The organism is Burkholderia sp. BCC0322, assembly GCF_902833045.1.
GTDB lineage: Bacteria > Pseudomonadota > Gammaproteobacteria > Burkholderiales > Burkholderiaceae > Burkholderia.
The window spans coordinates 564,687-577,669 of sequence record NZ_CADFDU010000004.1 but is presented as its reverse complement, the minus strand read 5'-3'; the positions used below and the strand labels follow the sequence as shown (position 1 = coordinate 577,669).

Genomic DNA, 12,983 nt, shown 5'->3' with positions numbered 1-12,983 from the left:
GCGGCGTCGTGCGCCGTCAATGCGATGCCATGCTGACGCGGGCGATCATCCGGCCGAGCCACGGCATGAAGCGGCCGACGAAGCGCATCGCGTGCGCCTCGCCGCCGACCGCGACGACGGGGCGGTTGCGCAGCACGCCGTCGACCATCGCCTGCGCAACGGTTTCGGGTTTCAGGCCGCGCATCTGGTACAGCTTCGTCGCGCGCTTGCGCAGCCGCGCTTCGTCCTGTGCATTGGCGCCCGCGTATTGCGTCGACGCCATGATGCCGGTCTCCGCGAAGCCGGGGCACACGGCCGTCACGCCGATGCCTTGCTCCGCAAGTTCCGCGCGCATGCATTCGCTGAGCATCAGCACGGCGGCTTTCGTCGTCGCATACGCGGGCAGGTCGCGCGACGGCCCGAACGCGGCGGCCGATGCGGTGTTGACGATGTGGCCGCCGGTGCCGCGCGCGGCCATCTGCTGCGCGAACAGCCGCGAGCCGTGGATCACGCCCCACAGGTTCACGTGCAGGATGCGTTCCCAGTGGCGCGTGCTCGTGTCGAGGATGCCGCCGGCCATGCCGATGCCCGCGTTGTTGATCACGACGTCCGCGCCGCCGAGTTCGCTGCCGACCCACGTCGCCAGCGCTTCCATTTCGTCGGCGGACCCGACATCGACGCGCTTCGCGTGCGCTTGCGCGCCGGTCAACCCGATCAGCAGCGCGGTGCGTTCGGCGCTCGCGAGGTCGATGTCGCACGCAACGATCGTCGCGCCTTCGCGGGCGAACGCGAGCGCCGCGCAGCGGCCGATGCCGCTGCCCGCGCCGGTTACCACCGCGACCTTGCCGCTGAAGCGGCCGCTCGTTGCGCGGCGGCGTGCCTTCGCGAGCGCGGGCGGTTCGTTGCCCGATTCGACCGCGTCGATCAGTTGCCCGGCGAGAGCCGCGAAGCGTGCCGGATCGGCGAGCGGCAGCCAGTGGCCGGCCGCGACCTCGCGGCGGTAGTACTGCGGCACCCAGCGCGACAGGTTCTCGGACAGCGCGGGGCTCACGTATTTGTCGCCGAGCGGCACGATCGTCTGCACCGGCGCATGCGCGTAGCGTTCGCGCGGCGCGAACAGGCAGCGGATGAAGTTCGCGCGATAGAGGCGCACGCCGCGCGCGCCATCATCGGCCTGCGTCGGGCGCGGCGCGGCGGGCGTTTTCTCGAGCCGGCGCAGCAGGCGCGGCCACGCACGGCCGAGCCACAGCCGCCAGCCGAGTTCGGGGATGAGCGGCAGGTGGAACAGGTACACGTACCACGAGCGCACGAGCTGGCCGCCGAGCTTGGCGAGCGACGCGGGTGTCGGGTGCAGCACGCGCTCGCGCAGCCAGAAGCCGACGTGATCGAGGCACGGCCCCGAGCACGACGTGTACGACGCGATGCGGCCGGCCAGGCGCGAATCGGTGACGAACTCCCAGCCCTGGATCGAGCCCCAGTCGTGCGCGATCAGGTGCACGGCGCGGCCGGGGCAGAGCGCGTCGATCACCGCGACGAAGTCGTCGGTCAGCTTCGCGAGGTGGTAGTCGGCCGTGCGCGTCGGCACGCCGGACAGGCCCGCACCGCGCACGTCGTACGCGATCACGTAGTGCTTGCGCGCGAGCAGCGGCGCGACGTGCTGCCAGACGCTGCTGTCGTCGGGATAGCCGTGCACGAGCACGACCGGCGAGCGGGCCGGGTCGCCCCAGGTCCTGACCGCGAGCGTCAGGTCGCCGGAGGCGACCGCCGTTTCGCTATGAACCGATTCGAACAGGGCCAGCGGCGCTTCGTCGGAAAGAGGCTGCATCGTGAGTCCGTCGTTCAGGGATTCGGGAGGAAGGGCGCGTTCGCGTCGGGCGTCAGGCGGCGGCCGGCACGGTCGCGACGGCCTGCATACGCTCGGCCTGGCGGCGCTGCCAGCGGCGCACGTGCGGCAGGTCTTCGTCGAGCCAGTACGCGTCGTCGTCGGTGATCACGAGCAGCTCCTCGAATTTCGCGCCGACGCCGGCGAAGCCGAGGTGCGGCTCGACCGCCCACAGGCCCGGCACGGGCGCATGCTCGGAGCGGCGGTCGATCGACCACAGCGGCGACCAGCCTTGCCGTTTCGCCGCGCGGCCCTGGTCCAGCAGCAGGTTGCGCGTCGCGTTCAGCCCGAAGCGCGCGACGAAGCGCGGCTTCGACAGCTTGTGGATCTTCGCGACGCGATGCGCGAGCACCTTGAACGGATAGGCCTTGTGGCGCGGCTCGACACCCTGGCGGCGGCACAGCCCGTCGACCTCCTGCGCGACCTCGGCCATCGACCGGCGCTCCTTCACGAGCCGCACGATCATGTCGCGGTGGTCCATCAGGTCGTCCTGCAACTGTTCGAGGATCGGGTTGCGGCCAAGGCAGTGCGCGTAGCCGACGTCGGCGACGATGCCGTCGAGTACCGGCGCGACGTCGAGGATCACCGGCATGTCGGTCTCGAGCTGCCGGTTGCTCGGGAAGAACGCGAGATTGAAGCCGCCCATGTGCTTGAGGCCCGAGAAACCCTCGAATGCGGTGCGGTCGCCGAACCACGCGAACGGCTTGTGCAGCCAGTCGTGCACGCCGTTGTCCTGCAGCCATTCGGTCAGCAGGCGCGCGGCTTCCTTTTCGGTGATGCCGGGGTAGAGCATCGCGCCGACCGTTTCGACGCAGCGGTACGCCAGTTGCTGTACCGCGCGGAATTGCGGCAGTTCGTCGAGGTGGACTTCCGGCAGCGGATGGTGGTCGGCCATGATGTGTCTCCCTATGTCGGCCGGAGTGGGCGCGGCAGCGCTTGTCGACCGGTGTTGGTGCTTCGGCACTGACGCCGGTCCCACGCAAAGCGCGCTCCGGTCCGGTGCAAAGCGGGGTGCTGATCCGGAATGCATCCGCCGGTGTTCCCGGTGCGAATTATTCAGTCAGCATTTAATGTGCCATTGAATGATGTAATGATAATAGCCGGTTCGGCGTGGCGCGCCAGCCTCCGGGGGTGAGGATTTGTCCTAATGAAGGGCCGAAATGGAGGAGAGACTCTAGGTTTCCGGAGGTCCTGGCCGGATGGCCGCAGGCGCGCACGCGCATGGATCGGGGGCGTCGGTCGGAGGTGGTCGGACAGGCGGGCCGAGCGCCGACCCGGATGGCCGCGCGTGCGACCGCCTTGCGACGGCCCGGCATGTCGCGCCGGATCAAGTCCCCGTCGTGTCGTGATGTGACGTTGTCAAATTGCCGAAATAATTTCGTCACATCATTCGCCCCCGGTTCGAAGCCGCCCCGGCTTCGCCGCGCCGATGAGCCGCCGGCACGCGGTGCGCCGCGCGGGGTAGCGACCGCAGCCGATTCGAGATTCGACATTTCCACGGAGAGAGACCATGCAACGCCGCAAGTTCATGAACACCCTTGCCGCGGCGACCGCCGCGACGTCGCTGATGCTCAAGGCCGGCACGGCCGACGCGAAGCGCGCAACCGCGCCGGATGCGCTGGACCCGGGCCGCTGGTCGCCGTTCAACGCCGCACGCCTGCAGGCGGTAATCGACCGGCATGGTGTCGCGAGTGCGCACTACGACGAAAAGCGCCGCCCGTACGCGGTGTTCGACTGGGACAACACGTGCATCATGAACGACTGCGAAGAGGCGTTGCTGATGTACCAGATCAACCATCTGCAGTACAAGCTGACGCCGGACGAATTCGTCGACGTGATGTGGAAGGACGTGCCGAAGGGCGCGTTCATGAAGGACTACACGACGATCGACGGCAAGCCGGTGACGATGGAAGACCTCGCCGCCGACGTCGAATCCGACTATCGCTGGCTCTACGCGAACTACAAGGGATTCGGCGGAGACAAGAGCCTCGACGAGATTCGCGAGACCGATCAGTTCAAGGATTTCCGCGCGAAGCTGTACTTCATGTACGACGCGATCTGCGATACGCACCCGCTCGAGATCGGCTACAAGTGGATCATCTATTTCTACAAGAACATGACGACCGCCGAGTTGCAGGCGATGGCGGAAGCGTCGAACAACTACGGTATCGGCGACGCGCTGCGCAAGGTTCGCTACGAAAGCCCGAAGACGCTGCCGGGCAAGGCCGGCGTGGTGGCCGACACGCATTTCCACGGCATCCGCATTCATGAGGAAATCCGCGCGGTGATGCACACGCTGCGCGCGAACGGCATCGACGTGTACGTGAGCACCGCGTCGCTCGACGATGTCGTGCGCGTGTTCGCCGGCAATCCGAACTATGGCTACGGCGTGCCGCCCGGGAACGTGATCGGCCTGCGCCTCGACATGCAGGACGGCAAGTACACCAGCACGTATCCGGCCGGCTGGCATTTCAACTGGGGGCCCGGCAAGACGGTGGGCATCCGCAACGTCCTCGAGTCGAGGAAGGGCTACGGCCCGCTGCTGGTGTTCGGCGACAGCGACGGCGACGCGTGGATGCTGCGCGACTTCAAGGACACCGCGGCCGGCGTGATCGTCAACCGGATGAAGAAGGGCGAGATCGGCGCGGACAGCAAGCTCGCGGCCGAGCAGATCGGCAAGCCGGATGCGCGCTTCCTGCTGCAGGGCCGCGACGAGCACACGGGCCTGATGATTCCGGACGAGAAGTCGATCAAGTACGGCAAGACCGAGCGCAAGCTGCTGGCTTGACGTGCGCCGGATGCCGGGCCGTCGTGGCCCGGCGTCCATCGGGATCGACGGCGGCGTCGCGCCGGCCGGGAAACGCGCGTCTCAGCGCGCGCTCGGCGGGCCCAGCCGATCCAGCAACGCGCCCAGCAAATCGATCGGCAGCGGAAACACGATCGTCGAGTTCTTGTCCGCCGCGATCGTCGTCAGCGTCTGCAGATAGCGCAGCTGCATCGCCTGCGGCTCCTGCGCGAGCTTTTGCGCGGCCTGCAGCAGCTTCTCCGACGCCTGCAGTTCGCCTTCCGCATGGATCACCTTCGCGCGCCGCTCGCGCTCGGCCTCGGCCTGCCGCGCGATCGCGCGGATCATCGTTTCGTTCAGGTCGACGTGCTTGATCTCGACCGTCGACACCTTGATCCCCCATGCATCCGTTTGCGCGTCGAGCGTCTTCTGGATGTCGGCATTCAGCTGCTCGCGCTCGGCGAGCAGCGCGTCGAGTTCGTGCTTGCCGAGCACCGAACGCAGCGTCGTCTGCGAGAGCTGGCTGGTCGCGTCGAAGAAGCGCGCGACCTGGATCACCGCCTTCTCCGGATCGACCACGCGGAAATACACGACCGCATTCACCTTCACCGACACGTTGTCGCGCGTGATCACGTCCTGCGGCGGCACGTCGAACACGACGGTGCGCAGGTCCATCCGCACGGCCTGCTGGACGATCGGGATGATCAGCACGAGCCCCGGCCCCTTCACTTTCCAAAAGCGGCCGAGCATGAACACGACGCCGCGCTCGTACTCGCGGAAGATGCGGATCGACGACGCGACCAGCGCGACGGCGAAGACGATCAGGACGCTGCTGAAGCCGAACGTATAACCGATCATGACGGGACTCCCTGGTGTTGTTCTTGCGTCGGCACGTCGTACAGCGGGGCGACGGTGAGCAGCAGCCCCTGGCGTCCGGTGACCCGCACGCGGCAACCGGCGGCGAGCGGCACGCTGCTCGCGACGCGCCAGCGCTCGCCGTGCACGCGCGCCCAGCCCGCGGCCGACGGTGCGGGCCCGGCCGCGCCGTGCGGCTGGTCGGCCAGCAGGCCATCGTCGAGCACTTCGCCGATGCTGCCGACCATCGCCTCGGCGCCCGTCACGACCGGGCGGCGGCGCGCGCGCAGCGCGACGCTCGATACGCCCGCGACGAGCGGCCCGCCGCCGAGCGCGAGGCTCGCGATCACGGGCCACGGAATCCCGTAGCCGGGCACGTCGGTATCGATCAGCATCAGCGCGCCGATCGTGAACGACACGATTCCGCCGAACCCGAGCACGCCGAAGGTCGGCAGGAACGCCTCGGCGACCAGGCAGCCGAGACCGAGCAGCACGAGGCCGAGGCCCGCATAGCTGATCGGCAGCAATTGCATCGCGAACAGCCCGACCAGCAGGCAGATCGTGCCGACCACGCCCGGCAGCACGAAGCCGGGGTTCGCGAACTCGAAGAAGAGGCCGTAGATGCCGATCGTCAGCAGGATCAGCGCGACGTTCGGGTCGGTGATGATCGCCAGGAAGCGGCTGCGCCAGTCGGGCTCGACCACGACGAGCGGCGCATGCGCGGTTGCGAGCCGCACCGTGCCGGCGGTGGTCGTCGCGCTACGGCCGTCGAGCTGGCGAGCGAGGTCGGCCGGGTCCTGTGCGATCAGGTCGACCACATGCTGCGCACGCGCCTCGTTCGCCGACAGGCTCACTGCCTCGCGCACCGCGCGCTCGGCCCATTCGGCATTGCGCCCGCGCAACTGCGCGAGGCCGCGGATATAGGCGGAGGCGTCCTGCGTCGCCTTGCGGATCTCGGTCGATTGGGTATCGGTCGGCAGCGCGGCTTGCGCGGCGGCCGCATCGGACGGCCCCGACGCTCCCGGGGTGGCGGCCGGCGCCCGCGGTGCCGCAGGGTTCCCGCCAGGCGGCGCGGCGCCGCCGATGCCGAACTGCACGGGCGACGCCGCACCGAGATTGGTGCCGGGCGCCATCGCCGCGAAGTGGCTGGCATAGACGATATAGGTGCCCGCGCTTGCGGCCCGCGCGCCGCCCGGCGCGACGAACGCGGCGACCGGTACGGGCGAGCCCAGGATGGCCTTGATGATCTGCCGCATCGACGTGTCGAGGCCGCCGGGCGTGTCGAGCTGCAGGATCGCGAGCGGTGCATGCCGGCGGGCAGCGCGGTCGAGCGAGCGCACGATGAAATCGGCGCTGGCGGGCCCGATCGCGCCGTTGATGGGGATCACGACTACCGGGCGGGCGGCGAGCGCGTCGGCGGGCGGTGGCGCGGCGACCGCGGCACACACGACGAGCAGCGCCGCGAACAGCGCGGCGCGCGCGACCCGCGCGGACAGCGGGTGACGTGGGTGGCCGCCGGGCATGGCAGGCGCCGGCGACGGCCCGTGGCGGTGAAAGTGCATCGAGGCGTCCGGGCGGCGCGCGGCCGCGTGCCGTCCGGCTGGCGGAAAGGGCGTGAGCCCGACACTTAAAGAGTAGGCGGTTTCGACACAAAGCGCGAAACGACGGCCGGCCGGCTTCAGCTCGCGCCGCCGCCCCGCGCGAGCACTTCGTCGCGATAGTCGGCCGGGCTGCGCCCGCTCCATTTGCGGAACGCGCGGTAGAACGCGCTCGGCTCCGCGAAACCGGTTGCAGCCGCGACGTCGGCGATCGTGCGCGCGGGGTCGGCCAGCGCCTCGAACGCGAGATCGCGCCGCAGCGTGTCCTTGATCGACTGGTACGCGTGGCCTTCCTGGTGCAGCTTGCGGCGCAGCGTGGCCTCGGCCACGTGCAGCCGCGCGGCCATCCCGCCCGCGCCCGGCCAGGAAGCGGGCGGCATCCCGCGCAGCACCGCGCGCACGCGCTGCGCGAGCGCGTTCGGGTTGCGGTACTTGACGATGAAGCTCGCCGGCGCGTTGCGCAGGAACGTCTTCAGCGTCTTCGCGTTCTGCACGACCGGCAGCGTCGCGAATTCGGGATCGAAATCGACATACGAATCGGGCTCGTTGAAACGCATGTCGTCACAGAACATCGACGGGTATTCGTGGTCGGCGGGCGGCGTGTCGCAGCGAAAGCTCGCATGCAGCAGCGGGATGCGCCGCCCGATCAGCCAGCAGGTGAGCCCGTAGACGATGATGAAATAGGTCGCGTACGTGAACATCGCGGGCGTCGCGCCGTTGTTGCGGTGCACGAAGCGCAGCCGCACGCGCTGCGGGTTCACGTCGAGTTCCGCGTGCAGGTCGTCGAGCACGCAATGCATGAAATTCACCGCGCGCGCCATCGCATGCAGGCCGTCGCGCGCGGACAGCGCCGCCTGGCTCATCGCGATGAAGCTGCCGCTGCGCATCGGGTGGCGATCCTGCCCGAAAAACTCGTCGTCGAGCGCGCGCGCGATCGCGTTCCACAGCGCGCCGTATTGCTGCGCGGACACGCGTGCGCGCGGCTGCCCGAGCAGCGCGGGTGCGATGCCGGCTTGCGCGAGCAGCGGCTCGGCCGCGACGCCGCGCCGGGTTGCGAGCGCGACGCTGTAAGCGACGAGGCTGATCGCGACGGTTCCCTTGTCTTCCTGCTTCATCCGTGCCGCCGGTATGGCAAAAACGCTCAGTGTAAATGAGCGACGCGAGCATCGAACAGTCGCGCCTGCTTGCCTACACTTGTTGCATCGAAACGCAAGGACGGTCGCGCCCGGCGGCCGCGGGAGACAGCAGCACCATGGACGAGCTTTACACCGAAGACCAGCGGATGATCCGCGACGCGGCGCGCGCGTTTGCCACCGAGATGCTGGCGCCGAACGCGGCGCAATGGGACCACGATGCGCACCTGCCCGACGCGATCGTCGCGCAGCTCGGCGAACTCGGCCTGCTCGGGATGATCGTGCCGCAGGAGCTGGGCGGCTCGTATACGGATTACGTGGCCTATGCGCTGGCGATGGAAGAGGTCGCCGCGGGCGACGCCGCGTGCGCGACGATGATGAGCGTGCACAACTCGGTCGGCTGCGGGCCGATCCTGGGCTTCGGCACGCCGGCGCAGAAGGATCGCTGGCTGGCCGACATGGCGTCCGGCCGCGTGATCGGCGCGTTCTGCCTGACCGAGCCGCAGGCCGGCTCCGAGGCGAACAACCTGCGCACGCGTGCGGAACTGCGCGACGGCAAATGGGTGCTGAACGGCGCGAAGCAGTTCGTGACCAACGGCCAGCGCGCCGGCGTCGCGATCGTTTTTGCCATGACCGATCCGGAAGCCGGCAAGCGCGGCATTTCCGCGTTCCTGGTGCCGACCGACACGCCGGGCTTCATCGTCGGCAAACCCGAGAAGAAGATGGGCATCCGCGCGTCGGATACGTGCCCGATCACGTTCGAGAACTGCGCGATCCCGGAAGAAAACCTGCTGGGCAATCGCGGCGAAGGGCTGAAGATCGCGCTGTCGAATCTCGAGGGCGGCCGCATCGGCATCGCCGCGCAGGCGCTCGGCATCGCGCGCGCCGCGTTCGACAAGGCGCGCCGCTATGCGGGTGAGCGCGTGCAGTTCGGCAAGCCGATCGCCGAGCACCAGGCGATCCAGCAGAAGCTCGCCGACATGGCCGTGCAGATCAACGCCGCGCGCCTGCTCGTGCATCACGCGGCGAAGCTGCGCACGGCCGGGCTGCCGTGCCTGTCGGAAGCATCGCAGGCGAAGCTGTTCGCATCGGAGATGGCCGAGCGCGTGTGTTCGGACGCGATCCAGATCCACGGCGGCTACGGCTACCTGGTCGATTACGAAGTCGAGCGTCACTATCGCGACGCGCGCATCACGCAGATTTACGAAGGCACCAGCGAAGTGCAGCGGATGGTGATCGCGCGGCAGCTTTGAGCCGCGGCGGTCGCGCCGACAGAAACATCGCGCAGGGCACGAGGGCAGCGCGGTGAACGCGGCACGCAACGACGTGACCGTGCGCCGCGTACAAGGGAATCGGGCATGCGCCGCAGCGTGTGCGCCGGTTGACCGCGAGGCATGGAGACTGGAGACAACGATGACGGTACAGGCATTCCTGGACGCACGCGACTTTCTGCTGCGCCATCGCACCGACTACGACACCGCGTATCGCGAGTTCGAGTGGCCGGTGCTCGACGCGTTCAACTGGGCGCTCGACTACTTCGACCCGATGGCGCGCGGCAACGACCAGCCCGCGCTGTGGATCGTCGACGCGGCGACCGGCACGGGCGATCCGTATTCGTTCGCGCAGATGTCCGAGCGTTCGTCGCGGATCGCGAACTGGCTGCGCTCGATCGGCGTCGTGCGCGGCGACCGGATCCTGCTGATGCTGCCGAACCGCGTCGAGCTGTGGGACGCGATGCTCGCCGCGATGAAGCTCGGCGCGATCGTGCTGCCTGCCACCACGCAACTGTCGCCGGACGACGTGCGCGACCGCGTGCGGATCGGCGGCGCGAAATACGCGATCGTCGACGAGAACGAAACCGTGAAATTCGAACAGCCGGATCTCGGTCTCGCGCAGAGGATCGTCGCCGGTGCGCCGCGCGCAGGCTGGCTCCCGATGAACGACGGCTACGCGGCGAGCGCCGCATTCAACCCCGACGCCGTCACGCAGTCGAACGAAGCGATGCTGCTGTACTTCACGTCGGGCACGACGTCGAAGCCGAAGCTCGTCGAGCATACGCACCGCACCTATCCGGTCGGCCATCTGTCGACGATGTACTGGGTCGGCCTGCAGCCGGGCGACATCCACTGGAACATCAGCTCGCCGGGCTGGGCGAAGCACGCGTGGAGCTGCTTCTTCGCGCCGTGGAACGCGCAGGCGTGCGTGTTCGCGTTCAACTACGCGCGCTTCGAGCCGAAGGTGGTGCTCGATGCGCTCGTCAAGTACCAGGTGACGACACTGTGCGCGCCGCCGACGGTGTGGCGCATGCTCGTGCAGCAGCCGCTCGCGTCGTTCGACGTGAAGCTGCGCGAGATCGTCGGCGCGGGCGAGCCGCTGAATCCCGAGATCATCGAGCGTGTGAAGAAGGCGTGGGGTATCACGATTCGCGACGGCTACGGCCAGACCGAGACGACCTGCCTGATCGGCAACTCGCCGGGCCAGCCGGTCGTCGCGGGCTCGATGGGCCGGCCGCTGCCCGGCTACCGGATCGAACTGCTCGATCCGGACGGCGCGCCCGTGACCGAAGGCGAGGTCGCGCTGCCGATCGGCGCCGACGTGACGCGCCCGGTGGGGCTGATGACAGGCTATGCGAACAATCCCGACGCGACGGCCTACGCGATGCGCGACGGCCACTACCGCACGTCGGACATCGCGATGCGCCGCGACGACGGTTACTACGTCTATATCGGCCGCGCGGACGACGTGTTCAAGTCGTCCGACTACCGGCTGAGCCCGTTCGAACTCGAGAGCGTGCTGATCGAGCATCCGGCGATCGCCGAGGCGGCCGTCGTGCCGAGCCCCGACCCCGTCCGGCTGTCGGTGCCGAAGACCTTCGTCGCGCTGCGGCAGGGCTACGAGGAAAGCCCGGAACTCGCGCTGGACATCTTCCGCTTCTCGCGCGAGAAGCTCGCGCCGTACAAGCGCATTCGCCGCCTGCAGTTCGCGGAGCTGCCGAAGACGATCTCGGGAAAGATCCGCCGCGTCGAGCTGCGCCGCCGCGAGATCGAGCGCGGCGACGACGCAAGCGAACGGATGCCCGGCGAATACTGGGAAGAGGATTTCGCCGCCGAACTGAAGTGACGTGAGCGCGGGCCGCGCGCGCCGCCACTCGCGGCGGCCGCCCGCAGCCGAATTGAACCGGCCGCGCGGCGATATCGCGCTTCGCGGCCCCCTGCAAGGAGATGGGATCGATGAACGCGAATTCGAAAGACGTGCCGACGGTCAAGCTGCTGATCGACGGCGCCTTCGTCGAGTCCGCCACGAACGAGTGGCGTGACATCGTCAACCCGGCGACGCAGCAGGTGCTCGCACGCGTGCCGTTCGCGACCGTCGCGGAAGTCGACGCGGCCGTGCAGGCCGCGCACACCGCGTACGCGACCTGGAAGAACACGCCGATCGCCGCGCGCATGCGCATCATGCTGAAGTTCCAGGATCTCGTGCGCACGAACCAGCAGCGCATCGCGAAGACGCTGACGGCCGAGCAGGGCAAGACGATTCCCGATGCCGAAGGCGACATCTTCCGCGGCCTCGAAGTGGTCGAGCACGCCTGCTCGATCGGTTCGCTGCAGCTTGGCGAATTCGCGGAGAACGTCGCGGGTGGTGTGGATACCTACACGCTGCGCCAGCCGCTCGGCGTGTGCGCGGGCATCACGCCGTTCAACTTCCCCGCGATGATTCCGCTGTGGATGTTCCCGATGGCGATCGTGTGCGGCAACACGTTCGTGCTGAAGCCGTCGGAACAGGATCCGCTGTCGACGATGGAGCTCGTCGAGCTCGCGATCGAGGCCGGCGTACCGAAAGGCGTGCTGAACGTCGTGCACGGCGGCAAGGAAGTCGTCGATGCGATCTGCACGCATCCGCTCGTGAAGGCGATCTCGTTCGTCGGCTCGACTGCCGTCGGCACGCACGTGTACAACCTCGGCAGCGCGCACGGCAAGCGCGTGCAGTCGATGATGGGCGCGAAGAACCACGCGGTCGTGCTGCCCGATGCGAACCGCGAACAGGCGATCAACGCGCTCGTCGGTGCGGGCTTCGGCGCGGCCGGGCAGCGCTGCATGGCGACGTCGGTCGCGGTGCTGGTCGGCGAAGCGCGCGACTGGTTGCCCGATCTCGTCGCCAAGGCGAAGCTCTTGAAGGTGAATGCGGGCGCGGAATCCGGCACCGACGTCGGCCCGGTCGTGTCGAAGGCGGCGAAGGAACGCATCCTGTCGCTGATCGACGCAGGCGTGAAGGAAGGCGCGAAGCTCGAACTCGACGGCCGCGACGTGAAGGTGCCCGGCTACGAGCAGGGCAACTTCGTCGGCCCGACGATCTTCTCGGGCGTGACGACCGACATGTCGATCTACACGCATGAAATCTTCGGGCCGGTGCTCGTCGTGATGGAAGCCGACTCGCTCGACGAAGCGATCGCGCTCGTCAACGCGAACCCGTTCGGCAACGGCGTGGGGCTGTTCACGCAGAGCGGCGCGGCCGCGCGCAAGTTCCAGAGCGAAATCGACATCGGCCAGGTCGGCATCAACATCCCGATCCCGGTGCCGGTGCCGTTCTTCAGCTTCACGGGTTCGCGCGGCTCGAAGCTCGGCGATCTCGGCCCGTACGGCAAGCAGGTCGTGCAGTTCTACACGCAGACCAAGACCGTCACCGCGCGCTGGTTCGACGACGACACGACGGCCGCCCCGGTGAATACGACGATCCGGCTGCACTGAGCGGCG

Annotated in this window: 9 protein-coding genes; 4 read left to right on the top strand and 5 right to left on the bottom strand. The window is 68.5% G+C overall.

All coding sequences use genetic code 11. The features are described from left to right. Positions 1 to 16: 16 nt before the first annotated feature. The gene (locus HWX39_RS15820; protein WP_175968941.1) at positions 17 to 1,804 is read right to left on the bottom strand and encodes an SDR family oxidoreductase; all 1,788 of its coding nucleotides are present in this window, start codon (positions 1,802 to 1,804) and stop codon (positions 17 to 19) included. Positions 1,805 to 1,856: 52 nt separating this feature from the next. Further along, positions 1,857 to 2,756 (bottom strand): M24 family metallopeptidase, encoded by a 900-nt coding sequence (locus HWX39_RS15815; RefSeq protein WP_175968940.1) that lies wholly within the window; start codon positions 2,754 to 2,756, stop codon positions 1,857 to 1,859. A 615-nt stretch (positions 2,757 to 3,371) separates the two neighbouring features. Between HWX39_RS15815 and HWX39_RS15810 the strand changes: the two genes are divergently transcribed. After that, positions 3,372 to 4,649 carry a haloacid dehalogenase-like hydrolase gene (locus HWX39_RS15810; RefSeq protein WP_175968939.1) on the top strand — a complete coding sequence of 426 codons (1,278 nt, stop codon included), beginning with the start codon at positions 3,372 to 3,374 and terminating at the stop codon, positions 4,647 to 4,649. An 81-nt stretch (positions 4,650 to 4,730) separates the two neighbouring features. Here HWX39_RS15810 and HWX39_RS15805 read toward each other — a convergent pair whose 3' ends face one another. The 3 genes from HWX39_RS15805 to HWX39_RS15795 all read right to left on the bottom strand — a co-directional run bounded on the left by HWX39_RS15805 (position 4,731) and on the right by HWX39_RS15795 (position 8,214). After that, on the bottom strand, positions 4,731 to 5,504 hold the full coding sequence (locus tag HWX39_RS15805) for a slipin family protein (protein WP_175968938.1): 774 nt from the start codon (positions 5,502 to 5,504) through the stop codon (positions 4,731 to 4,733). Further along, positions 5,501 to 7,063 (bottom strand): nodulation protein NfeD, encoded by a 1,563-nt coding sequence (locus HWX39_RS15800; protein ID WP_175968937.1) that lies wholly within the window; start codon positions 7,061 to 7,063, stop codon positions 5,501 to 5,503. The genes HWX39_RS15805 and HWX39_RS15800 overlap by 4 nt, the downstream gene beginning before the upstream one ends. A 116-nt stretch (positions 7,064 to 7,179) precedes the next feature. Continuing rightward, positions 7,180 to 8,214 carry an AraC family transcriptional regulator gene (locus HWX39_RS15795; RefSeq protein WP_175968936.1) on the bottom strand — a complete coding sequence of 345 codons (1,035 nt, stop codon included), beginning with the start codon at positions 8,212 to 8,214 and terminating at the stop codon, positions 7,180 to 7,182. Positions 8,215 to 8,351: 137 nt separating this feature from the next. Between HWX39_RS15795 and HWX39_RS15790 the strand changes: the two genes are divergently transcribed. The 3 genes from HWX39_RS15790 to HWX39_RS15780 all read left to right on the top strand — a co-directional run bounded on the left by HWX39_RS15790 (position 8,352) and on the right by HWX39_RS15780 (position 12,977). Then, entirely contained in the window at positions 8,352 to 9,485 is a 1,134-nt protein-coding gene (locus HWX39_RS15790; RefSeq protein WP_175968935.1) for an acyl-CoA dehydrogenase family protein, read from the top strand. Positions 9,486 to 9,645: 160 nt separating this feature from the next. After that, positions 9,646 to 11,352, top strand: a complete 1,707-nt coding sequence (locus tag HWX39_RS15785) for an AMP-binding protein (protein WP_175968934.1) — start codon at positions 9,646 to 9,648, stop codon at positions 11,350 to 11,352. Positions 11,353 to 11,453: 101 nt separating this feature from the next. Next, positions 11,454 to 12,977, top strand: a complete 1,524-nt coding sequence (locus HWX39_RS15780) for a CoA-acylating methylmalonate-semialdehyde dehydrogenase (protein ID WP_175968933.1) — start codon at positions 11,454 to 11,456, stop codon at positions 12,975 to 12,977. The last annotated feature ends 6 nt before the right edge of the window (positions 12,978 to 12,983 follow it).